The following is a 22,803-nucleotide window of genomic DNA, read 5'->3' as shown; positions in this document are numbered from 1 at the left end:
CCGCCGGGGGCGCGCGATGACCGACAGTGGAGCCGTAGTGGGGTCGGTGCGTTGAACCGATGCGTGGAACCGATGCGTTGAATCGGTGTGTTGAACCGGTGTGTTGGCTTGGTGTGTTGAAGGAGGAGGCCTGCGGTGTCGCTGTTCTGGCGGATCTTCGGGCTCAACACGGTGGTGTTGGGCTTGGCGACGGGGTTGTTGTTGTGGGCCCCGGTGACCGTCTCCGTACCGATCCTGCTCACCGAGGCCGTCGTCCTCGTGGTCGGCATGGGCGTCATGCTGGTCACCAACGGTGCGCTGCTGCGCTGGGGGCTGGCACCGCTGGCGCGCCTCACCACTCTGATGACGACCGTCGACCTGCTGCGCCCCGGCCAGCGGCTTCCGGCGACCGGCAGCGGCGAGGTCCCCGAACTGATCCGCGGCTTCAACGCCATGCTGGAACGGCTGGAGAGCGAGCGGGCCACGAGCAGTGCCCGCGTCCTGCTCGCCCAGGAGGCGGAACGGCGCCGGATCGCCCAGGAGTTGCACGACGAGGTCGGTCAGAGCATGACCGCGATCCTTCTGGTGTTGGGACGGGCCGCGGACGAGGCCGACGGAACGCTGCGGGAGGACCTGCAGCAGGCGCAGGAGATCACCCGGGAGAGCCTGGACGAGGTCCGGCGCCTGGTGCGGCGGCTGCGCCCCGGCGTGCTGGAAGATCTCGGTCTGGTCAGTGCGCTGTCCTCGCTGACGAACGACTTCTCCACCCATACCGGGCTGCGGGTGGTACGGCGTTTCGATGCCGATCTGCCCGCCCTGGACCACGAGAGGGAGTTGGTCCTGTATCGGGTGGTGCAGGAGAGTTTGACGAATGTCGCCCGACACGCGGATGCGAAGCGTGTCGAGGTCGCTCTGGAGGATGCCGACGGCGCGGTGACACTCACCGTCACCGACGATGGGCGTGGCATGGAGTCGGCGTGCGAGGGCGCGGGCATCCGTGGCATGCGCGAGCGGGCCCTGTTGATCGGGGGCACCCTCGACATCACCTCACCGTCCGGAGCCGGCACCTGTGTCCGGCTCACCGCCCCCCTTTCCGGAAAGCAGCTGTGATCATGCACGACCCGTCCGAGGCCACCCCGAACGAGCGTCCCGAGCGTCCTGATCCCGCCGGGCCATCGGCGCCCATGGGGTCCGGGGTGTCGCCGATCCGGATCCTGCTCGCCGACGACCATGCGTTGGTACGCCGCGGGGTGCGCCTGATCCTGGACCGCGAGCCGGACCTCGAAGTGGTCGCGGAGGCGGGGGACGGGGCGGAGGCCATCGACATGGCGCGGGACCGCGAGGTGGATCTCGCCGTGCTGGACATCACGATGCCGCGTCTGACGGGGTTGCAGGCGGCCCGTGAACTGGCCGCGCGGCATCCGGGGTTGCGCATCCTGATGCTGACGATGCACGACAACGAGCAGTACCTGTTCCAGGCGTTGAAGTCGGGGGCGTGCGGGTACGTCCTGAAGTCGGTCGCCGACCGGGACCTGGTCGCCGCGTGCCGGGCGGCCATGCGGGACGAGCCGTTCCTGTATCCGGGGGCGGTGACGGCGCTCATCCGCAACTATCTGGACCGCGTGCGGCACGGCGAGGAGGCGTCCGGTGACCTTCTGACCCCGCGTGAGGAGGAGGTCCTGAAACTGGTGGCCGAGGGCCATTCCTCGAAGGCGATCGCCGAGTTGTTGTTCATCAGCATCAAGACGGTGCACCGGCACCGGGCCAACCTCCTGCAGAAGCTGGGGCTCCACGATCGTCTGGAGCTGACCCGGTACGCGATCCGGTCCGGGTTGATCGAGCCCTGACCGCCACTGGCCGGGCGTCCGACCGGAACGGTCGCGCGGTGCGGGTCCGGTCCTGGAGGGGATGGGCAGTCCGTGCCCCGGGAAATGGGTACGGGGCCCGATCGAGCGGGCGGGCCGGTGTGGGGCAGGCTGGCGGGAGCGGATGGGCCGCGCCTGATCACCGTCGTACGGCACACAGCACGGAGCACCACGCGGCACGCGATGGGGAAGGGAGGCGGCGCATGCGCCCCGCCGTCCCTGTCGTTCGGGCCGCGTCTGCTGTCGGCCGAGCCCGGGCCGCGGGGTTGCTGGTCGCGCTACTGGCTGTCGTACTGAACCTGCTCCCTTCGACGTCTGTGTCCGGCGAGCTCGGCGCATCGGTGGAGAGGGCCGGCGCCCGTTCCACGCTCGTTCCGTCCGGGGCGGCTGCCGAGGTGGCTGAGCGCCATGGGGGCTCGGGCCCAGGGGCGGTTCCCGGTGGGCTCATGGGGGTCGAGGCCTCGCCATCTGTCGCCGGTGACCGGGCTGTTGACGCCGCACCAGCTCTTGATGCTGCACCGGCCCTTGACGGTGATCCGGTGTTCTCTCTGCATGCGGATGACGCCTGCACGTTGGGTGCTGCTCAGTTGCGGGCCCGGCACGACTGCGGGGCCGAACGTCCGGTGGTGTCGGGCTCACAGGCGGGGGCCGCGGGTTCCAGCGGCCCGGCCCGGGCCGCCTTCGCCTGCGACGCCCTTTTGCCGTGCGCGCCGGCGGCCTCGCCGGGCCGCACCGGCCATGACGGCAACCGGGCTCCCCCCTCTCCCTCCGGCACCTGAGACCCGACCTGCATCACCCCCTTCTCGCACTCCAGCCGCGTTCGACGGCTGGTGTGGTGCGCCCTGCCGGAGGCCCGTGTTGACCCGCTCCCGTCCCCATTCCGATCCTGGTACCAGTGCTGGTGCCCGATCTGACGCGCGCTCGGAGGCCGGCGCGCGCTCCCGCTCTGGACCGCGTTCGCGTCCGAGGTCGCGTCCACGTCCCCGTAAGCGTGGACAGCTCGTCCGGGCGCTGGTTGCGCTGGCCGTGCTCGCCGCGTCCGTGGCGATCGCGTTGACGATGCCGGTGCGCCTCGGGCTCGATCTGCGCGGTGGTACCCAGATCGTGCTGGAGACGAAGTCCACCACCACCCGGGCCGACCGGGAGGCCACCGACCGCACCCTGGAGGTGCTGCGCGGACGCATCGACGCGCTGGGGGTCGCCGAACCGGGCATTGTCCGCTCCGGTGACAAGCGCATCGTGGTCGAACTGCCGGGAGTCCAGGACCCGAAGAAGGCAGCCGCTGTGCTGGGCCGCACCGCGCAGCTCACCGTCCACCCGGTCCTCGGCGAGGCCGACACCCCCTCCGACAAGGCCGGCACCGGCGCCGGAGGATCCCAGGACGTCTCCGACGCGCACGGCGGACAGACTCTGCCCGACGAGTCCGGACGGCCCCTGCGTCTGGCGGCCGCCGCCCTGACCGGACAGGACGTGAAGGGCGCCGACGCCCGCTTCGACCAGCAGAACGGTGCCGGCTGGCACGTGGGCGTGGACTTCAAGGACGCGGGCAGCGACCGCTGGCAACAGGTGACGGGCCGGGCGGCCTGTCACGCGCCCGGCGATGCCCAGCGCCGGGTCGCGATCGTCCTCGACAACAAGATCATCTCGTCGCCGCAGGTCGACCCCTCCGTCGCCTGCGAGACCGGCATCACCGGCGGCTCCACACAGATCACCGGCTCCTTCGACGACACCCGGGCCCGCGAACTGGCCCTGCTGATCGAGGGCGGCGCCCTGCCCGTCCCGGTCGAGACCATCGAGCAGCGCACTGTGGGCGCCACACTGGGCGATGCGGCCATCGCGGCTGCCGCGCACGCCGCCGTGATCGGAACGGTGCTGACGGCGGTGTTCATCATGGCCGTGTACCGGCTGATGGGTGTGCTGGCGACGTTCGCGCTGCTCTGTTACGGCCTGATCTCCTACGCCGCGTTGGCCGCGTTGGGGGCGACGTTGACGCTGCCGGGGTTGGCGGGGTTCGTGCTGGCGATCGGGATGGCGGTGGACGCCAATGTGCTGGTCTTCGAGCGGGCGCGGGAGGAGCGTGCCGCCCGCGCGAAGGCCGGTGGTGGGGCGGGGGTGCGCCCAGCGCTGCGGGCTGGGTTCCGGGGCGCGTTCTCCGCGATCGCGGATTCCAACATCACGACGCTGATCGCTGCGGCGCTGCTGTTCTTCCTGGCCTCGGGCCCGGTCAAGGGTTTCGGCGTCACGCTGGGCATCGGGGTGCTGGCCTCCATGGTCAGTGCCCTGGTGATCACCCGGGTGCTCGCCGAGTTCGCGGTGAACCGGCCGTCGGTGCGCCGCCGCCCGCGCCTGACCGGCGTCGGCTCGACCGGCCCGGTCCGCGATGGACTGCTGCGCCGCAACCCGTTCCTGCTGCGCCGCCCGCGCCGCTGGCTGGCCGCCGGCCTGCTCGCCGTGGTGCTGGCGGGCGCCGGGATCCTGGTGCGCGGCCTCAACGTCGGCATCGAGTTCACCGGAGGCCGCCTGATCGAGTACGCCACCGCCGCCCCCGTCGACCCGGACCGGGCCCGCGGCGCGCTCGCGGACGCAGGGCTGCCCCGCGCCGTCGTCCAGTCCTCCGGTGACAGCCGCCTCACCGTGCGCACCCAGGAACTGACCGACGCCCGGGCCGGGACGGTCGGCGACACCATCGCGCGCCTGGGCGGCGGGGCCGACAAGGTCCGCGACGAGCGGATCGGCCCGAGCCTGGGCCAGGAACTGCGCCAGGGCGCCCTGATCGCTCTCGCGCTCGCCCTGGGCGCCCAACTCCTCTACCTGGCCGCCCGGTTCCGGCTGCGTTATGCCACGGCCGCCGTCTCCGCCCTCGTCCACGACGTGATCATTCTGGTCGGGGTGTTCGCGTGGCTGGGCAAGCCGATCGACGGGGTGTTCCTGGCCTCCCTGCTCACGGTGATCGGCTACTCGGTCAACGACTCGGTGGTCCTCTTCGACCGCATCCGGGAACTGCTGCGCCGCACCCCCGAGGCACCCCTGGGCCGCCTCACCAACGACGCGGTCCTGCAGACCCTGCCCCGCACCGTCAACACCGGCATGGGCGCGCTGCTCATCCTCGCCACCCTGGCCGTGCTCGCGGACGCGTCCCTCACCGATTTCGCCCTCGCCCTGCTGATCGGCGTGGGGGTGGGCACGTACTCCTCGGTGTTCACCGCCGCCCCGTTGGCCGTCGAACTCCACGACCGCGCCGGCCGCACCGGCCGGGTGCGGAAGCTGGATCAGGTGTCGGGCACGTGTGTCTCGATTCTGCGTGAGGGAGTCAGCGGTCCTGGGCCAGGGCGACGAGTTCGGCGAACAGGCCGCCGCCGTTGACGAGTTCGTCGTATCGGCCCTGTTCGATGACGCGGCCCTTGTCCATGACGAGGATGCGGTCGGCGAGGCGGGTGTTCTCGAGTTGGTGGGTCACGACGATCGTCATGCGTTCGGCGGCGATCCTCTTGATCTCCAGGAAGATCGCGTGCTCGCCCCGGGCGTCCATCTGCGAGGTCGGCTCGTCCAGGATCAGCAGCGGCGTCCGCCGGTAGAGAGCGCGGCCGCACACGAGGCGCTGCCACTGGCCGCCGGAGAGTTCGGCGCCGCCCCAGAGTTCCTTGGCGAGGAGGGTGTCCAGTTGGTGCGGCAGCTTCTCGATCGCCTCGCGCATGCCGACGGCGTCGACGACGTCCCACACCGGGCCGTCGTCGAACGTCTTCGGCTGGCCGAGGGTGATGTTCTCGCGGGTGCGCAGGGGCCAGCACGCGAAGTTCTGCGGGACGAGCGAGGTGCGCTTCCAAACGGCGTCGGGGTCGGCCTGGGCGAGGTCGACGCCGTCCCACAGGATGCGGCCCTTGTCGGCGAGGAGAATGCCGGTGATGAGCTTGGCGAGGGTCGACTTCCCGGAGCCGTTCTCGCCGACGATCGCCAGGATCTCGCCGCGGCGCAACGTCAGGGACACCCCGGCGACCGCCGGCTCGTCCTTGCCGGGGTAGCGGTACACGACTTCGTCGAGGCGGATCTCGTCGACCCGCTCGGGGATGGTCAATCGGCCGCGTTTGGGGGCGCGTTCGGTGGCCAGGTCGAGGAAGGAGCGCATGTCGGCGAGATAGAGGGAGGTGTGGAACATCGCGGCTCCGTGGATGACGAACTGGCTGAGTGCCGCCAGGGTGGTCTGCACGGCGACCACCGCGGTCGCCGCGACCGGCAGTGCGACGCGGCCGGTGGTGGCCAGCCACGCGAGCGTGCCCCAGGTGCCCAGCAGGAAGGCGCCGCCCAGGGCGCTGGTGGCCAGGACGATGCGCAGCATCCGCGGGGCCGCGGTCAGGGTGCGTCGGTCGATGCGGTCCGACAGGGCGCGGTACCAGTAGATGAGGTAACCGGTCATTCCGTTGGCGCGGACCTCGTCGCCGTAGCGGGAGTAGGTGGCCCACCAGCGCATCATGGAGCGGACGTTGCGGTCGCCCACGTTGAGGTAATGGGTCTCGTAGTCCACGCGCGCGGACAGTACGGCTCCGGCGCCGGCGGGCAGCACGGCCAGCAGGAGGAGCGGCAGCATCAGCGGGTGCAGCGCGGTGATGACGCCGCTCGCGGCGATCATGCGGATGAGCGCGGACAGGAAACGCTGGGCGTCCTGCACCATCAAACGCGTGCGGGTGACGCCGACTTCGGCGGCCTCCTGGCGGTCGGCGAAGCCGTTCTCGCCGTAGGCGGCCGACTCCACCCGGCAGACGGCCGCGACGAGCGCGATATCCGCCTCGGTGAGCAGCAGCGGCGTGATGCGCCCGTCCGCGTAGGAGGACAGGGCGCTGCTGATCCGGCCGACGCCCGCGGCTGCCGTCACCACGATCAGGGCGGGCAGCGCCGCGTGCAGCCGTTCGGATACGGCCCCGGAGCCGAGGATGTGCGTCATGGCCCGGGCCGTGAAGGTGAGGACCACGGCGGCGGCGAGACCGGTGAGGAGCTGACAGACCAGGAGGAGCACGGCCCCGGTCCTGTCGACGCCCCACGCCTTGCGTGCGGTCTGGCCGAGGACGGCCGGCAGGCGCCTGCACATGGCGGAGAAACTGGCGTCTGCCAGCGGATTCTTGCCGTACTTGCCTTCAAAGGTAAGCACGGCCGGAGGGGGAGGAGGCGGTGTCTTCTCGTTTGCGGACGAGGCGTCAGTAACAGTCACCCGAGTTCCTCCATGAGGTCGATGCCGTGCCTGGGAGCTTCGGCGGTGCACGGCATAACGACGCGATGTTGGAATCGAACGCGCTCGATTCCGGACGCGCTGGAGGCCTTGAGTCGTCAGGGATCGAACGTGTGGGGACTGTGCTGAGGCCGTTTTCCGGGGACATCGTTTGGCCGAATCGCCGATGTCCGGGGCGCCTGACGGGCAATAGCCCGGTTCAGGCGCCCCTCACCACGTACCCAGTACCTAGAAGAACCCGAGCTTCTGCGCCGAGTAGCTCACCAGCAGGTTCTTCGTCTGCTGGTAGTGGTCCAGCATCATCTTGTGGTTCTCGCGGCCGATGCCGGACTGCTTGTAGCCGCCGAACGCCGCGTGTGCCGGGTACGCGTGGTAGCAGTTGGTCCAGACGCGGCCCGCCTGGATCGAACGGCCCGCCCGGTACGCCGTGTTGATGTCGCGGGTCCACACCCCGGCGCCGAGGCCGTACAGTGTGTCGTTGGCGATCTTGATGGCGTCGTCGTAGTCGGCGAAGGAGGCCACGGAGACGACCGGGCCGAAGATCTCCTCCTGGAAGATCCGCATGCGGTTCTGGCCCTCGAAGATGGTGGGCTGGACGTAGTAGCCGCCCGCCAACTCGCCGTCGTACTCGATGCGTTGGCCGCCCGTGAGGACCTTCGCGCCCTCCTGCTGGCCGATGTCCAGGTACGAGAGGATCTTCTGGAGCTGGTCGTTGGAGGCCTGGGCGCCGATCATCGTGTCGGTGTCCAGGGGGTGGCCGGGCTTGATGGCCTCGGTGCGGGCGACGGCCGCCTCGATGAACTCGCTGTAGTGGCCCTGCTGGATGAGCGCGCGGGACGGGCAGGTGCAGACCTCGCCCTGGTTCAGGGCGAACATCGTGAAGCCCTCGAGGGCCTTGTCGCGGAAGTCGTCGTCCTTCGCCCAGACGTCGTCGAAGAAGATGTTCGGGCTCTTGCCGCCCAACTCCAACGTCACCGGTTTGATGTTCTCCGAGGCGTACTGCATGATCAGGCGGCCCGTCGTGGTCTCGCCGGTGAACGCGACCTTCGCCACGCGGGACGACGAGGCCAGGGGCTTGCCCGCCTCCACGCCGAAGCCGTTGACGACGTTGACCACACCCGGCGGAATCAGGTCCTTGACCAGGTCCAGCCAGACGTGGATCGACGCCGGGGTCTGCTCGGCCGGCTTGATGACCACAGCGTTGCCTGCGGCGAGTGCCGGGGCGAGCTTCCATGTCGCCATCAGGATCGGGAAGTTCCACGGGATGATCTGCGCGACGACGCCCAGCGGCTCGTGGAAGTGGTACGCGACCGTGTCGTCGTCGATCTCGGAGAGGGAGCCCTCCTGCGCGCGGACCGCGCCCGCGAAGTAGCGGAAGTGGTCGATCGCCAGGGGGATGTCGGCGGCCAGGGTCTCGCGGACCGGCTTGCCGTTCTCCCAGCTCTCCGCGACGGCGAGGAGTTCGAGGTTCTGCTCCATGCGGTCGGCGATCTTGAGGAGGATGTCCGCGCGGGCCCCGGGCGCCGTGCGGCCCCAGGAGGGTGCGGCGGCGTGCGCGGCGTCGAGGGCGCGCTCGACGTCCTCGGCGGTGCCGCGGGCGATCTCGGTGAACGGCTGTCCGTTGACGGGGCTCGGGTTCTCGAAGTACTGGCCGCGGGCGGGCGGCGCGTACTCGCCGCCGATGAAGTGGTCGTAGCGGGCCTCGTAGGAGACGACGGAGCCCTGGGTGCCGGGCGCTGCGTAGCGGGTCATGGTGAGTGGCCTCCTGTGCGGCTGCCCGCCTTTGGGCAGCGTTCGCTCGGGAGGCTAGGAGCCCGGACGTTGCAGTTACGTTGCGTACGGGGCCGGGGAGCGCAGCTCGTCGTCGAGCGCGGCGAGGCGGGCAAGGACCGGCGGCGTCGGCCGGATCGCCGCGAGCGCGCGCCAGACGTCCAGGTCGTCCTCGCCCCACGGAGCGTGCACCCAGTCGGCCAGCAGGTCGGGGTCGGCGCGGGCGATGAGCGCGGCCCGGAGTTCGTCGGCGATGCGGTGCCGGATCCGGGCCACGGCGGGCGCCTGCGACATGGGGAGGAGCGGGCCGGTGTAGGCGGAGGCCGCCGCCGTGACCGCGCCGGAGGCGAGGCGGCGCTCGACCGTGGTGAGGTCCGAGTCGACCGGCGTCGACAGCCGGTAGGGGCGCGAGCGCAGCACGTCGGGGCCCAGCACCCGGCGCAGCCGGGCCAGTTCGGCGCGCAGCGTCACCGGCGTCACGGACTCGTCCTCGTACAGGAAGCAGAGGAGCTCGTCGCCGGTCAGGCCCTCCGGGTGGCGGGCGAGCAGGACGAGGAGCTCGCTGTGGCGGCGGCTGAGGCGCAACTTGTGGCCGTCCGGCGTGAGGAGAAGGGCCTCGTCGCGGCCGAGTACGGTCAGGCGCAGGGCCGGCTCGGCTGCGGGCGGCGGTGTCAGGAGGGCGAGTTGGGACTCCGCCGCGCGCGCCACGGCCTGTACGAACGCCAGGCTGTGCGGGTGCGCGAGGCGGTCGCCGCCCGTGATGTCGATGGCGCCGAGCAGCCGCCCGGTGTGCGGGTCGTGCACGGGGGCCGCCGCGCAGGTCCACGGCTGTACCTTGCGGATGAAGTGCTCGGCCGCGAAGACCTGCACCGGGCGGTCGACGGCGACGGCCGTGCCCGGCGCGTTCGTCCCCATCGCCGACTCCGACCAGCGGGCGCCCGGCACGAAGTTCATCCGGCCCGCCGCCTGCCGCGTACGCGCGTGCCCCTCCACCCACAGCAGCCTGCCGTTCGCGTCGCACACCGCGAGCAGATGCTCGCCGTCCGCTGCGAACGTGCCCATCAACTCGCGGAACAGAGGCATCACACGGGCCAGCGGATGCTCCGCCCGGTAGCTGCCGAGATCGCCCTCCGGCATCTCCACCGACGCCGACGCGTCCGGGCTGACGTGCGCGCCCGCCGAGCGGCGCCAGGACGCGGCGACGACGGGGCGCACGGGGCGGACCACGGTGCCGGCCGCGGTGAACCGGTCGTGCGCGCGGCGCAGCGCCCGGACCCGCTCGGACGGATCGGTGCCCGGCTCCAGGGCGACCCACTGTTCGGTCAACGCGGCCTCCAGGCGGGATCCTTCGCGACGGTGCGGTGGCGCGACCATCGTCACCCCGAGCGCGCGGGCCGACAAGAAGCGGAACACGGATCGGGCGATTCGGCACATGCCACTCACGGGTGTGGAGACGGCCGCGCCCCGGTATCAGGAAGCGGCGACCAGCCGCATGTACCGGTCCCAGTCCCAGTTCGGGCCCGGGTCCGTGTGATCCGCGCCGGGCACCTCCACGTGGCCGATGATCCGCTCGCGGGTCTTCGGAATGCCGTAGCGCGTGCAGATCGACGCGGTCAGCGCCGCCGACTCCCGGTACATCGCCTCGGTGAAGTACTCCGGTTTGTCGACCCACCCTTCGTGTTCGATGCCGATGCTGCGCGTGTTGTAGTCCCAGTTCCCCGCGTGCCAGGCGACGTTCTTCTCGCGCACCATCTGGGCGATGTGCCCGTCGGAGGAGCGGACGACGTAGTGCGCGGAGACCTGCTTGGCCGGGTTCTTGAAGATGTCGAGCGTCGTCGCGTACGACTCCTGCGTCACGTGGACGATCACGAACTCGACCGGGTACGACAACGGGCGCCCGGACTGTGTGTAGTTGGACTTGCTCGCCGGGACGGACTGCGCCTTCGGATAGTCCACCGTCGCCAGCGGCAGGGCGTCGGCCCGGCCCGTGGCCAGCAGTGCGGTGGGCGCCGCGGCGAGCGCGCCGAGTTGGAGCAGTCGGCGGCGGCTCGGGAATGATCCATGTGCTCGGTCCATGTCAATCCTGCCTCTCGGGTCACCGGTGGGGCGGAACTCAGTGGGGCGGGTGCGGTGCTGGTGCTGTGGGGGTGAGGGAGCGGGGGAGCGGAGGGATGGGGGGATCGCGGGATTGGTGGTTGGGGCGAGGGCTCAGAGTTCGGGGCGTGGCAGAGTCGCCGCGCTCTCGCGCAGCCGCGTGTGCAGCCCGCGGTGCGTCTCGCGTGCGGGCAGCCATTCCTTGCGGAGCTTGGCGACGCATGTGTAGTTGGTGTCGCAGACGTTCGCCAGCGGCGACTCCACGGTCTGCGTCACGAACTGGTACGCGTCCAACTCGCTGAAGCCGTAGTCCCGTACGAGCCACTGCACCAGGTCGAGCTGGGATATCCGGAAGGCGTCCTCCAGCGGGCGGGCCGAACCCGTCGAGACGATGTGCGTGTCCGACTCGATGCGCGGCCACGGCGTCGCCACGCCCTTGAGGAGCTCCACGATGACGACGGTCCGCATGGCGCACTCCACGGCCACGCCGCAGGTCTCGCCCTCGCCCTGCCGCGCGTGCCCGTCGCCGAGGCTCAGGAGCGCGCCCTCCACGTTCACGCCGAGGTAGCAGGTGACGCCCGCTCGCATCTCCGGCGTGTCCATGTTCCCGCCGTGCGCGTCCGGCACGAGCGCCGAACGGACCTCCAGATTCGCGGGCGCGACACCGACCGTGCCGTGCATCGGGTCCATCGGCAGCTCGGCGGTGAACTCGCTGTCCCGCGCCGAGAACAGGGCGGTTCGGCGCGCACGGTCGAGCTGCCATATCCAGACGGTCTCGGGGAGCGGCGGCTGAAGTGTCGCTGTGGCGTGCGTCGACGTGAGCGCCCCGAAGAGTGGCACCGTCGTGGACGCCGCCCAGTCGCGCGCGGGCTCCACCGACACGAAATGCACGGCCACGGTGTCGCCCGGTTCGGCGCCCTCGATGTGGAACGGGCCGGTCTGCGGGTTGAGGAAAGGGAACTCGCAGACCTCCGAGACCAGATCTTTCTCCGAGCGCACCCGACCCGCGAAACAGTCCTCCGTGAACAGGTCGAGTGCCGTGCCCGGAGCGATGCGTGCGACGGGCGGCGCACCGCCGAACGTCCAGGCGTACTCGCCGGGCCCCGGCCGGACGGTCAGCATCCGGAGATCGCTCATGAGGACTGCGCTCCGCTCTGTGGGCAGTGGGTGAGGGGCGTAGGGGTGCCGATGACGCCGAGCACCAGCGATATGCCCACGACGGAACACGCGTAGACCTGGCCCGGCCTCGATGGCGGCTCGATACTCTCCATGACATCCCCCGACACAGGAATCCCCCTTCCCGTGCGCGCGCCGCCACCCGTCGGACGGACGGGAGTGCGGCGCCTCGCGTGAATCACGGTACGGGCCCCGCAGGTTGGGGCGGAAGGGGGCACGGAAGATCTGTGGACAACCGGCGCAATGTGAACAACCGCATGTCACGCCGCATGCCAGAGGTCCGAACCAGTGGTGATCAGAGGTCCGAACCGGTGGTGACGGTGGCGCCCACCCGCCCTCGGCGCGCCCACCCGCCCTCAGGCGGCGACCGCTCCCACCGGATCGTCGAGTACCGCCCGCACCACCGAGTGCGCCGCCCCCAGCAGCGGCCCGTCCGAACCCAGGCCGGAGGTGATGACGCCGTCCTCCGGGGATGCCGTGCGGCGGGTCAACTCCCGCTCCAACGACGGCAGAAGCCACGGCGCGAGGCGCGACAGCGCGCCGCCGAGGACCACCGCACGCGGGTCCACGAGGTTGACCGCGCCGGTCAGCGCGATGCCGAGTGCGGTGCCCGCCGAGCGCAGCGCCCGGCGCGTCGCGGCGTCACCGTCGGCGGCCCGCTCGGCGAGCAGTGACACCCGGTCGGGGCCGGGTTCGATGCCCGCGGCGCGCAGTACCGCCTCCTCACCCGCGTACTGCTCGAGGCAGCCACGCCCGCCGCACGGGCACGCGGGCCCCTCCGGGCGCACCGGCATGTGGCCCAGCTCGCCCGCGAACCCCCGTGTGCCGCGCAGGAGTTGACCGTCCACGACGAGGGCCGCGCCGATGCCGATCTCCGCCGACACGTGGAGGAAGTCGGCGGGGGAGTCCTCGGCGAGCCACAGTTCGGCCAGGGCACCGAAGTTCGCCTCGTTCTCGACGGTGACCGGCACGTCGCCCGGGAGCAGGGCCGCGACATCCGCGTCGTGCCAGTCGAGGTTGGGGGCGCGCACGACGGTCGTGGTGTCGCGCGCGACCAGGCCCGGCACGGCGATCGCGAGCCCCGCGGGCCGCAGCCCGGCCGCCTCCGCCTCGTCGGTCACCTCCCGTACCAGTTCCGCGAGTTCGTCCAGTACGGGCTTCGGCGCGCGCTCCCGATTGCTCACCCGGCGCCGTGCCCGCGCCCGCACCTCGCCCCGCAGGTCCACCGCGCACACCGCGAGATGGTCGACGCCCACCTCGGCGCCAAGACCGGCAGGCCCCCTACCGCTGACGGCGAGCGCCGAGCCCGGCCGCCCTACGCCCCCCGGCCGCTGCGGCCCCAGCTCCTCCAGGAGCCCCGCCCGGATCAACTCGTCGACCAGCGTGGACACGGCTGCCCGGGTCAGGCCGATGTGCTGCGCCACCGCGGCCCGCGAGAGCGGCCCCTCGGCGGCGACGGCGTGCATGACGCGGGACAGGTTGCGGCGGCGCATGGCCTGCTGAGTGTCGGACGTGCCCGGTCGCGGCCGGTGCAGGGGTGCGGTCATACGCTCATGCTCCCAGGGACGGTGAGGTGGCATCTTCCGGAGGTGGGTCCACGGGGCGGCTGGCCCCAGTCGTCGGTGTGGGCCCGTTCATCGGTCGGGCTCACACCGACGAGTGGGCGGGCCCATTTGTCGGGTGGGCCCACCCGGTGGGCGGGCTCACACGACGGCGGGCGGTCCCACCTATCGGATGGGACAACTCGTCGGTGGGCGGGCCCACCCGTCGGGCGGACCCACTCATCGAGCGGACACTCATCGAGAGGCCCGCACTTGTCGACCGCCCTCACTCGTTCCCGAGCAGCGCCCCCGCCCCCGCCAGCACCCCCGAGATCCGCTCCAGCGTGGCCTCGTCCCGGCGCTCCACCGGGTCGAGGAGCGGGCCGCGTGCCGTGTCCCAGCGGCGGGCCACCGCCCCCGCGTCCTCGCCGGTCAGTACGCCCGCGGCCTGCGCCGCCGCGCCCAGCGCCACCAGTTCGCCGGCCTCGGGCACCTGCACCGCACGCCCCGAAAGCCGCCGCACCGTCTCCTGCCAGGCCGTCCCGCGCGCCCCGCCGCCGATGAGCAGCAGGGGAGCCGCGGGGTCGGCGTCCGCGTCGAGCACCCGGTCGAGCGCCCCGAGCAGCGCGTGCACCGCACCGTCGTACGCCGCCTGCAACAGCTGGCCGCCGGTCGTGTCGTGCCGCAGACCCGTCAACAGGCCTGAGGCGTCCGGGAGGTTGGGGGTCCGCTCGCCGTCCAGGTACGGCAGGATCGTCGCCGTGCCGCCCGCCTCGACGGCCTCCCGGTCCAGGCCGAGCAGCGCGGCGATCCGGTCCACCGCGAGCGTGCAGTTCAGCGTGCAGGCCAGCGGCAGCCAGTCGCCGCGCGCGTCCGCGAAACCGGCGACGGTGCCGGAGGGGTCGGCCGGCCGGTTCCGCGACACCGCGTACACCGTGCCCGATGTGCCGAGGCTCAGCACGGGTGTCCCCGGCAGCAGGCCGAGGCCGAGCGCGGCGGCCGCGTTGTCACCGGTGCCGCCCGCCACCAACGTGCCCTCCGCGAAGGGCAGGTCGGATCCCGCGCGCACCGTGCCCGCGACCTCGCCGGGTGCCACCACCCGCGGCAGCAGCGCCGGATCGAGCCCCACGCGCCCGAGCACGTCCTCGTCGTACGCCTCGGTCGCCGATGCCCACCACCCCGTACCGGACGCATCGCCCCGGTCCGTGGTGCCCTCACCGGTCAGCCTGCCGGTGAGGTAGTCGTGCGGCAGCCGGACCGCGGCCGTGGCGCGCGCCGCGTCCGGCTCATGTTCGGCCAGCCACGCCCACTTCGACACGGTGAAGGAGGCCGCCGGCACGATGCCGAACCGCTCCGCCCACGCCTTCGCCCCGCCCAGCTCGTCCACGAGGCGGCGGGCCTGCGGCGCGGAGCGCACGTCGTTCCACAGCAGCGCGGGCCGCACCGGGCGCCCCTGCGCGTCCAGCGTCACCAGACCGTGCTGCTGACCGCCCACCGACACCGCGGAGGCGCGCCGGGCCGCGTCGCCGCACTGGGCCAGCGCCGCGCGCAGGGCCCGATACCACTCCTCGGGGTCGCTCTCGCGGCCCGCGCCCGAGGTCACGGTGTGCGGTGCCTGCCCGCTCGCCACGGTCGCGCCCGTCGCGACATCGACGACCAACACCTTCGTGGACTGCGTGGAACTGTCGACTCCTACGACGAGGGGTCCATCGGCAGCTGACATGCGGCTCTCCTGAAATCTCGGGAAATCTGTGTCTGTAAGGCGGTCGGCTCTTCCCAGCGGCGTCCCCGCATACTAATTTGTAAAGCGCCATGACGAAATAGTCGGCGAGGAGCCGCAAGATGACGTACCAGCCCACCCCTGAAGACAAGTTCACCTTCGGTCTGTGGACCGTCGGCTGGCAGGGCCGTGACCCGTTCGGCGACGCCACCCGTCCGGCGCTCGACCCGGTCGAGTCCGTGCAGCGCCTGTCCGAGCTCGGCGCCCACGGTGTGACCTTCCACGACGACGACCTGATCCCCTTCGGCGCCTCCGAGACCGAGCGCGAGTCGCACATCAAGCGCTTCCGGCAGGCCCTCGACGCCGCCGGCATGGTCGTCCCGATGGCCACCACGAACCTGTTCACGCACCCGGTCTTCAAGGACGGCGGCTTCACCGCCAACGACCGTGACGTGCGCCGCTATGCCCTGCGCAAGACCATCCGCAACATCGACCTCGCCGCCGAGCTCGGCGCCAAGACCTATGTCGCGTGGGGCGGTCGCGAGGGCTCCGAGTCCGGTGGCGCCAAGGACGTCCGTGACGCGCTCGACCGCATGAAGGAGGCCTTCGACCTCCTCGGCGAGTACGTCATCGAGCAGGGCTACGACCTCAAGTTCGCCATCGAGCCCAAGCCGAACGAGCCGCGCGGCGACATCCTGCTGCCCACCGTCGGCCACGCCCTCGCGTTCATCGAGCGCCTGGAGCGGCCCGAGATGTACGGCGTGAACCCCGAGGTCGGCCACGAGCAGATGGCGGGCCTCAACTTCCCGCACGGCATCGCCCAGGCCCTGTGGGCGGGCAAGCTCTTCCACATCGACCTCAACGGCCAGTCCGGCATCAAGTACGACCAGGACCTGCGGTTCGGCGCCGGCGACCTGCGCGCCGCGTTCTGGCTCGTCGACCTGCTGGAGCAGGCCGGCTACGAGGGCCCGCGGCACTTCGACTTCAAGCCGCCGCGGACCGAGGACTTCGACGGCGTGTGGGCCTCGGCCGCCGGCTGCATGCGCAACTACCTGATCCTCAAGGACCGGGCCGCCGCCTTCCGCGACGACCCCGAGGTCCAGGCGGCCCTGGCCGCCTCCCGCCTGGACGAGCTCGCCAAGCCGACCGCCGCCGACGGCCTGTCCGCGCTGCTCGCCGACAAGAGCGCTTTCGAGGAGTTCGACGTGAACGCCGCCGCCGAGCGCGGCATGGCGTTCGAGCACCTCGACCAGCTGGCGATGGACCACCTGCTGGGCGTACGCGGCTGACGCAGCCCGTACGAAGGTGAGGTAGGACCGCGACCGACCGGACGTACGCCGTCCGGTCGGTCAACTTCCCCCAGGGGCTCGCGCGTTGGGCCCGATGCGGCAATTCTGGAGGGGTGTCCTCACCCCCGATGCCGCCGCAGCCGCCCCCGCCGCCGAACGACGCCCCGCCGCCTGGTGGCTTCGGTGCGCCGCCGCCCGACGGGCCGCGCCGTCCCGACCGGCGCAAGTCCCTGGTGATCGCGACGCTCGTCGCCCTCGTGGTGATCGTGGGCGCCGTCGTCCTGCTGACGACCCGCGGCGGCTCCTCGGGCGGCGACAAGAAGTCCCCCGACGAGAGCAGCGAACAGGCCACGCGCTCGTCCTCGCCCCGCATCCCGAGCAAGCTGCCGTCCTCGCTGCCGAGCAACCTGCCGAGCGAGCTCCCCAGCGGACTGCCGAGCGAACTGCCCTCGGACATCCCCAGCGAGCTGCCGAGCGAGTTGCCCAGCGAGCTGGGCGGCTGATTTCGCCGACCCGACGGCGGCGAGGTGCTCCTACAGGGCGCACCGATGGCCGAGAGGTGCGCCTACAGGGCGCCCTTGGGCAGCTTCACGTGTGTCACCTTCGTCTCGACGCCGCTGTCCACCAGCCGCCCGTCCGCGTCGAACGCCTTGTCGCCGTCGGTCATCCCGAAGTCGTTGTCGTTGATCAGGGCGAGGGTGTCGCGGCCCGCGAGCGCGATGCCCTCGATCTTGTCCGGGACACCGTCGACCTTGCCGAGGTCCACCACGAGGCGCTTGTCGAGGACCGGAACGCCGCTCGCCGCCGGGTCGTCGAGCTGCTCCAGGGACGGGGACGTGGCGTCGTCGTCCCAGCGCCCACCGAGGATGTCGGCGCCGCGCGTGAGCCGCACCTCCTGAAGGCGGGCCGCCTTGTCGGTGCGCTCCTCCACGAGCAGCCGGTCGTGGCCGACGGCGACGACGGAGGAGATCTTCAGCTCGGAGGGGTCGTCCTCGCCGGGATCCACCACGTCCACCGGGTCGAAGCGGTACGCGTACTCCGCCGTGACTGCCTGGCTCTTCGGTGAGAACCGCAGCAGACGCGTCGTCCGCGACGCCTCGCCCGCGTCCTCGTCAGGCAGCGACAGCGGGCTCTGCACCGCAAGCACCAGGTCCCCGCCGGGCAGTTGGGCGAGCCCCTCGAAGCCCCGGTTGACCTTGCGGTGCAGCAGCACGGCCGGCAGCGACTCGACGACCGGGTAGTCGGCGCCCTTCAGGTTCAGCCCCTTCGGCACGTGCCGGGCGAGGACCCGGCCGTCCGCGGAGACGTGCACGAGCGAGGGGCCGTACTCGTCGACGAGCCAGAAACTGCCGTCCGCCGCGCGCACGATGCCCTCAGTGTCGAGACCGTTCGGGTTGTACGAGAGCGGGGACTTGGCGTCGTACGAATACGGCTTCTCGTCGCGGCCCTCCTGGTTCGACAGGCCGGTGACGGGCTTGCCGGACCTCGTGGTGAGCGGGATCGCGTCGAGCACCTTGACCTTGTCCCCGGTCACGCGGATCTTGACGATCGCCGGGTCGAAGCCGGGCACGGGGAACGTGCGGCGCTTCGTGCCGTCGACCTTGATCTGGCCGTTCGGGCCGCGGTCGGTCACCGTCCAGAACTCGCCCTTCCTGCCGGCCGGATAGAGGTCCGAGCCGATGCCGCCGAGGTCCACGCCCCGGTCGTCGTCGACCGTGCCCGGCAGCAGGGCGTTGCTGAACTCGCCCAAGGGTACGTCGCCGAGTGTCGCGCTCCCGGTGACCTCGGCCGCCGCGGCCCCGGTGGGCGCGCCCGTCGCGGCCGGCGCCACACCGAGCGCCACGAGGGCGGCGAGCGGCACACCCGCGGCGACGGAACGGCCGAGGGTGCGGCGCTTGCCGGGGACGAGCGGGGACATGGGGCCTCCTGAGGGGCGGCTGACGTGTACAGCGCACACGTTCGGCCCCCGCCCCGAACGCGGAGTGACGCCAGGGTGAACAGGGCGGCTCAGGAAGGCGACTTGATCTCCACCGGGAAGGTCAGCCGCATCGACAGCCACGCGTACACAGGGCCGAGCGCGTTCATGGCGACCACGCACACCCAGGCCGCCCACGGGTTGCCCGCCTCGAAGCCGAACCCGCCGAAGAACGTCGCGAAGTAGCTGGCGAAACCGAAGAACATGCCGGGAACGAGCGAGAAGAACCGGACCCGGCCCGTGTACATCAGCGCGCTGTTCAGGACGAGGATGCACAGCGCCCCGAACGTGTTCCGGGCCAGCTGGCTCTCGCCGAACGCCGTGCCCGCGTGGGTCTCCAGGAGCACGATGAGCAGCGCGTACGTGGAACCCACCGGCATGGCGCACCACAGCCGTCGTGCGCCGGCCAGGTTCGGGCCGCCCATCAGGAACATGCCCGCCCACGAAATGAAGATCGCCCAAGGTGGCAGATGCAGTGCGGTCCCGCCCACGAACGCGGTCGTCGCGGCGAGCACTGACGCCACGATCTCGTGCGGAATCCGCTCCCGGACCACGGGTGTCACCGGAGCGGCCGTGCTCGTCCCTGTCGTCGCCTCGGCCATGTCAGACCACCCCGCCCGCGACGAGGGACCCGTCGAGTTCCGCGGAGACCGTCGAACGGGCCACCACCCGCCCCGACTTGACGACCGCGGTGCGCGCCGGGCGGTCCAGGAGCAGCGTGGCGTACTCGTGGGTGTCCAGGACGACCAGGTCCGCCACGGCGCCCTCGCGCACTCCATAGTCCGGTTCCGGAATGCCGATCACGCGCGCGGCGTCGTACGTCACCATGCGCAGCACCCGTCGCAGGTCGGCGGGGCCCGACAGGTGCGCGATCCGGGCGAGCAGCAGCGCGGTCTCCAGGACGTCGCCGGTGCCGTACGGGGTGAACGCGTTGCGGATGTTGTTGGTGGCGCAGGCGGTGAGGACGTCCGCGTCCCAGAGTTCGCGCACGGGGGCCAGGCCCCGGCGCGGCGCCGTGTCGTCGCCGCGACCGCCCAGGAAGAGATCCGTGGCGGGCAGCGGCACGACCGCGACCCCGGCGGCCGCGAGCGCCGCGAGGACCGCGCGCCGTTCGGCCGGCGGGCGCCCGGCGAGCGAGGTGGCGTGGCCGAGGGTCACCCGCCCCTGGAGGCCGCGCTCGGCGGTGCGGGCGGCGATGAACTCGGCGAGGGCGAAGCGGCTGTCGCCGTGGTCGTCGCCGAAGTCCGCGTGCAGATCGGCCGGGACGCCGTACTCGGCGGCGAGATCGAGGACCAGCTCCACGTGCCGGTGACAGTCGGCGAGGGAGGCCTCGTTGTAGGTGCAACCACCGACGACGTCGGCGCCCGAGTCGAGCGCCTCACGCAGCAGCTTCTCCGTGCCGGGCGCCTTGAAGATGCCCTCCTGGGGGAACGCGACGACCTGGAGGGTGACCAGGGCCGCCCACCTCTCGCGCAGTTCCAGCAGGACGTTGAGCCCGGTCAGCCCCGCCACCGGGTCGACGTCGGGATGGGCGCGGATCGCGGTGGTGCCGTTCAGGACGCACATCCTGAGCACCTGCTCGGCACGCGCGCGTACCTCGTCGTACGTGAATCCCGCCTTGAGCAGCGCGGTGATCCGGATGGCGTCCGCGAGGGAGCCGGTGCCCTCCGGCGTCAATCCGTCGAGCAGGGCCTTGTCCGGGTGCAGATGGGCCTCGATCAGACCGGGCACGACGACACGGCCCGCGCAGTCGAGGACCTCGGCGCCGATGTCGTCCGGCGGGGTGAGACCGGGGCCGATGGCCTCGATCCGTCCGCCGCGGACACGGATGTCGGTCGGGTCGGGCGAGTCCTCCACACGCGCGTGGCGCAGCAGCAGAGCGGTCACGGTGGTTCTCCTTCGGTCGAGAGATGCGTGACGGGCAAGTGCGGGTGCGGTGCGTGCGGGCGCGACCTGGGGTGGGTGGTGGATCGCTGGTTACGTCTCGGCGGGGAAGTCCGCCTTGCGGATCAGGCAGTGGACGCCCTTTATCTGGTCGACCACCTGCGAGACCTCGAAGTCGGCCGCCGCGCTGAGATACGCGTACGCGGTGGCCCGGTCCATGCCGGTGCGCCCCGTGAGGAAGCCCAGCGCGGAGCGCACGCACTGGCGCATCGCCTCGTCGAGGTCGGCGTCGAGCCCGAGCGCGATCCAGTGCGTACGTGTCTCGGCGAACGGCTCCGCGAGCAGCCCGGTCACCCGGCGTGCCGCCGCACCGCGCACCACCGACAGCTGCACCGTCGCCCGCAGCGGCGCCTCAAGCGCGGTGAGTGCCACCTCCCCGTTGCCCTGCGCGAAGTGCGGGTCACCCGCGTAGAAGCCCGCGCCGTCGGTAAGTATCGGCAGGTACAGGTTCGAGCCGCAGGTCAGGTGCTTGATGTCGAGGTTGCCGCCGAAGGAGCCCGGCGGCACCGAACTGCGCGTGTCCGCGCCGTCGTCCGTCACGCCCATGATCCCGACGAACGGGCCGAGCGGGAAGCGCGCGCTCAGCGTCGGCGTGCAGCGCAGCACGCCGAACTCGGCGCCGTCGCCGCCGCGTTCGACCGTGCAGAAGGAAGAGACCGTGCCCTCCGCGGCGCGCTTGGTGTCCGGGCTCGTGAACTCTGCTGCTGGGTCCGGGAGTTCATCGGGCAGGGAGCCACGGGTGTGCCGGTTGGAGACGATGCCGTAGTGCGTACGCCGGTGCAGACTCAGGGTACGTACGCACAGCAGATCACCGGGGCGTGCGCCGCGCACCGCGACGGGGCCTGTGACGATGTGCGGGCCGATCGGGACTTCCGGCTCGCGCCCGAGGTCGGACGCCGCGATCTCCTGTGCGTCGCGGGGCACTTGGTGGGCCGGCACTCCGTAGCCGCCGAAGAACTCCACCGGGTCGCGGCCCTGGTCGGGCAGGATTCCCTCGTGGGAGACGAGGTCGAACGTGACCGTGTCACCGTCGTCGACCTTCAGCACCGGGGCGCTGTCCGCGCGGGGGAGCACGCCCCAGCGGGCGGTGTCGGGCGTGGTGGCGAGGTGGTGGCGGCCGTCGACGGGCATGGCGTCGGGGGAGGGGGCGGCGGAGGTCAGCGTCATATGGGGTCCTTCGGGAAGCGGGGGAACCGCGACAGGAATGGTCCGGCCTTCGTCGTCGTGTTACGGCTCCGAAGCCATCGTGTTGCCGTCGGGGATTCGGGCCATCCGGGCCGTCGGGGCGATGCGCGTGCCGGTTGCGCCGCGCAGCGCCTCGCTCAGCGCGCCCGGCGACGTGATCAGCACACGGTGGCCGCCGGACGCGAGGAAGTCCAGGGCCGAGCGCACCTTCGGCCCCATGCTGCCCTCGGGGAACTGCCCCTCCGCCAGATATCGGTGGGCCTGCGTCGCGTCCATGCGGTCGAGGTCGCGGTGGCGCGGGGTGCCCCAGTCGAGGGCGATCCGCTCGACCCCGGTCGTCACGATCAACTCGTCCGCGCCGAGCGCGGATGCGAGCAGCGCGGAGGTCGCGTCCTTGTCGACGACCGCCTCCACCCCGCACAGCGCCCCGTCGGGCCCGCGGGTGACGGGGATGCCGCCGCCCCCGCCCGCCACCACGACATGCCCGGCGTCCAACAGGGCGGCGACGGCGTCGAGTTCGACTACGGCCTGCGGCGCCGGTGAGGGAACGACGCGGCGCCAGCCGCGCCCCGCGTCATCGGCGACGGTCCACCCGTGACGGGCGGCGAGCCGCTCCGCCTCGGCGCGCTCGTAGTGGGTGCCGATGGGCTTGGTGGGCCGGGCGAACGCCGGGTCGTCCGGGTCGACGACGGTGTGCGTGAGCAGCGCGACGGGCCGGGACCCGGCCGACAGCGCGTCCGACAGGCCGCGTACGAGGATGTAACCGATGCTGCCCTGCGAGTCGGCGACGCACATGTCGAGGTCGAGCAGCGGGAGTTCGGGGGCGAGCTCGGCCGCGAGATCGGCGCGCCGCTTGATGAAGCCCACTTGTGGTCCGTTGCCGTGCGTGACGACCACGCGGTGCCCCGCACGGACGAGTTCGGCCACCGGGCGCGCCAACTGCCGGGCGGCGGCGAACTGTTCCGCGATGGTGGCGCGCGGGCCGCCGCTGAGGAGTGCGTTGCCACCGATGGCGAGGACGGTGACAGGGGCGGCGGGGCGTGTCAC

At 71.8% G+C, this 22,803-nt stretch carries 17 protein-coding genes; 5 read left to right on the top strand and 12 right to left on the bottom strand.

Annotated elements, in window-relative coordinates; genetic code table 11:
* The first annotated feature begins 135 nt into the window (after window positions 1–135).
* From ACOKM3_RS01295 to secD, 3 genes are all read left to right on the top strand, one after another.
* A complete protein-coding gene (locus tag ACOKM3_RS01295; RefSeq protein WP_426895997.1) occupies window positions 136–1,089 on the top strand; it encodes a HAMP domain-containing sensor histidine kinase in 954 nt (317 codons plus the stop codon).
* Between the two features lie 74 nt (window positions 1,090–1,163).
* Window positions 1,164–1,826 (top strand): response regulator, encoded by a 663-nt coding sequence (locus tag ACOKM3_RS01290; RefSeq protein ID WP_426906657.1) that lies wholly within the window; start codon window positions 1,164–1,166, stop codon window positions 1,824–1,826.
* Between the two features lie 1,044 nt (window positions 1,827–2,870).
* Complete coding sequence (gene secD, locus ACOKM3_RS01285; protein ID WP_426895995.1) at window positions 2,871–5,207, top strand: protein translocase subunit SecD; 2,337 nt, start codon at window positions 2,871–2,873, stop codon at window positions 5,205–5,207.
* Here the strand turns inward: secD and ACOKM3_RS01280 are convergent.
* The 7 genes from ACOKM3_RS01280 to xylB form a co-directional block, all read right to left on the bottom strand.
* A complete protein-coding gene (locus ACOKM3_RS01280) occupies window positions 5,155–6,924 on the bottom strand; it encodes an ATP-binding cassette domain-containing protein (RefSeq protein WP_426895993.1) in 1,770 nt (589 codons plus the stop codon). The genes secD and ACOKM3_RS01280 overlap by 53 nt on opposite strands.
* Window positions 6,925–7,290: 366 nt before the next feature.
* On the bottom strand, window positions 7,291–8,814 hold the full coding sequence (gene exaC, locus ACOKM3_RS01275) for an acetaldehyde dehydrogenase ExaC (protein WP_426895991.1): 1,524 nt from the start codon (window positions 8,812–8,814) through the stop codon (window positions 7,291–7,293).
* A gap of 75 nt (window positions 8,815–8,889) precedes the next feature.
* Window positions 8,890–10,158: a GAF domain-containing protein gene (locus ACOKM3_RS01270; protein WP_426906656.1), complete on the bottom strand. Its 1,269-nt coding sequence runs from the start codon at window positions 10,156–10,158 to the stop codon at window positions 8,890–8,892.
* Between the two features lie 144 nt (window positions 10,159–10,302).
* Entirely contained in the window at window positions 10,303–10,908 is a 606-nt protein-coding gene (locus ACOKM3_RS01265; RefSeq protein ID WP_426895989.1) for an N-acetylmuramoyl-L-alanine amidase, read from the bottom strand.
* A gap of 132 nt (window positions 10,909–11,040) precedes the next feature.
* Window positions 11,041–12,063: an acetamidase/formamidase family protein gene (locus ACOKM3_RS01260; protein ID WP_426895987.1), complete on the bottom strand. Its 1,023-nt coding sequence runs from the start codon at window positions 12,061–12,063 to the stop codon at window positions 11,041–11,043.
* Between the two features lie 395 nt (window positions 12,064–12,458).
* Entirely contained in the window at window positions 12,459–13,649 is a 1,191-nt protein-coding gene (locus ACOKM3_RS01255; protein WP_426895985.1) for an ROK family protein, read from the bottom strand.
* 280 nt (window positions 13,650–13,929) lie between these two features.
* On the bottom strand, window positions 13,930–15,366 hold the full coding sequence (gene xylB, locus ACOKM3_RS01250) for a xylulokinase (RefSeq protein ID WP_426895983.1): 1,437 nt from the start codon (window positions 15,364–15,366) through the stop codon (window positions 13,930–13,932).
* A 119-nt stretch (window positions 15,367–15,485) separates the two neighbouring features.
* On the opposite strand from xylB, the gene xylA reads away from it, so the two are divergent.
* Window positions 15,486–16,652 (top strand): xylose isomerase, encoded by a 1,167-nt coding sequence (gene xylA / locus ACOKM3_RS01245; RefSeq protein ID WP_426895981.1) that lies wholly within the window; start codon window positions 15,486–15,488, stop codon window positions 16,650–16,652.
* Window positions 16,653–16,765: 113 nt separating this feature from the next.
* Window positions 16,766–17,155: a hypothetical protein gene (locus ACOKM3_RS01240; RefSeq protein WP_426895979.1), complete on the top strand. Its 390-nt coding sequence runs from the start codon at window positions 16,766–16,768 to the stop codon at window positions 17,153–17,155.
* A 62-nt stretch (window positions 17,156–17,217) separates the two neighbouring features.
* Here the strand turns inward: ACOKM3_RS01240 and ACOKM3_RS01235 are convergent, their stop codons facing one another.
* The 5 genes from ACOKM3_RS01235 to ACOKM3_RS01215 form a co-directional block, all read right to left on the bottom strand.
* Entirely contained in the window at window positions 17,218–18,570 is a 1,353-nt protein-coding gene (locus ACOKM3_RS01235; RefSeq protein ID WP_426895977.1) for an esterase-like activity of phytase family protein, read from the bottom strand.
* An 89-nt stretch (window positions 18,571–18,659) separates the two neighbouring features.
* Window positions 18,660–19,229 (bottom strand): DUF1097 domain-containing protein, encoded by a 570-nt coding sequence (locus ACOKM3_RS01230; RefSeq protein WP_426895976.1) that lies wholly within the window; start codon window positions 19,227–19,229, stop codon window positions 18,660–18,662.
* Window position 19,230: 1 nt separating this feature from the next.
* Window positions 19,231–20,514: an amidohydrolase family protein gene (locus ACOKM3_RS01225; protein ID WP_426895975.1), complete on the bottom strand. Its 1,284-nt coding sequence runs from the start codon at window positions 20,512–20,514 to the stop codon at window positions 19,231–19,233.
* A gap of 90 nt (window positions 20,515–20,604) precedes the next feature.
* Entirely contained in the window at window positions 20,605–21,738 is a 1,134-nt protein-coding gene (locus ACOKM3_RS01220) for an acetamidase/formamidase family protein (RefSeq protein WP_426895973.1), read from the bottom strand.
* Window positions 21,739–21,798: 60 nt separating this feature from the next.
* Window positions 21,799–22,803: a carbamate kinase gene (locus ACOKM3_RS01215; protein ID WP_426895972.1), complete on the bottom strand. Its 1,005-nt coding sequence runs from the start codon at window positions 22,801–22,803 to the stop codon at window positions 21,799–21,801.

The sequence above is a fragment of the Streptomyces nidicola genome (assembly GCF_050106155.1).
Lineage (GTDB): Bacteria > Actinomycetota > Actinomycetes > Streptomycetales > Streptomycetaceae > Streptomyces.
This window is presented reverse-complemented; position numbering and strand designations above follow the sequence as displayed.

Bases quoted from the DNA above. Each gene is read 5' to 3' on its own strand.
- ACOKM3_RS01230 (WP_426895976.1), bottom strand. From the start codon at position 19,229: ATGGCCGAGGCGACGACAGGGACGAGCACGGCCGCTCCGGTGACACCC.
- ACOKM3_RS01255 (WP_426895985.1), bottom strand. From the start codon at position 13,649: ATGACCGCACCCCTGCACCGGCCGCGACCGGGCACGTCCGACACTCAG.
- ACOKM3_RS01290 (WP_426906657.1), top strand. From the start codon at position 1,164: ATGGGGTCCGGGGTGTCGCCGATCCGGATCCTGCTCGCCGACGACCAT.
- ACOKM3_RS01265 (WP_426895989.1), bottom strand. From the start codon at position 10,908: ATGGACCGAGCACATGGATCATTCCCGAGCCGCCGCCGACTGCTCCAA.
- ACOKM3_RS01280 (WP_426895993.1), bottom strand. From the start codon at position 6,924: ATGTGCAGGCGCCTGCCGGCCGTCCTCGGCCAGACCGCACGCAAGGCG.
- ACOKM3_RS01235 (WP_426895977.1), bottom strand. From the start codon at position 18,570: ATGTCCCCGCTCGTCCCCGGCAAGCGCCGCACCCTCGGCCGTTCCGTC.
- xylB (WP_426895983.1), bottom strand. From the start codon at position 15,366: ATGTCAGCTGCCGATGGACCCCTCGTCGTAGGAGTCGACAGTTCCACG.
- ACOKM3_RS01260 (WP_426895987.1), bottom strand. From the start codon at position 12,063: ATGAGCGATCTCCGGATGCTGACCGTCCGGCCGGGGCCCGGCGAGTAC.
- ACOKM3_RS01220 (WP_426895973.1), bottom strand. From the start codon at position 21,738: ATGACGCTGACCTCCGCCGCCCCCTCCCCCGACGCCATGCCCGTCGAC.
- exaC (WP_426895991.1), bottom strand. From the start codon at position 8,814: ATGACCCGCTACGCAGCGCCCGGCACCCAGGGCTCCGTCGTCTCCTAC.
- xylA (WP_426895981.1), top strand. From the start codon at position 15,486: ATGACGTACCAGCCCACCCCTGAAGACAAGTTCACCTTCGGTCTGTGG.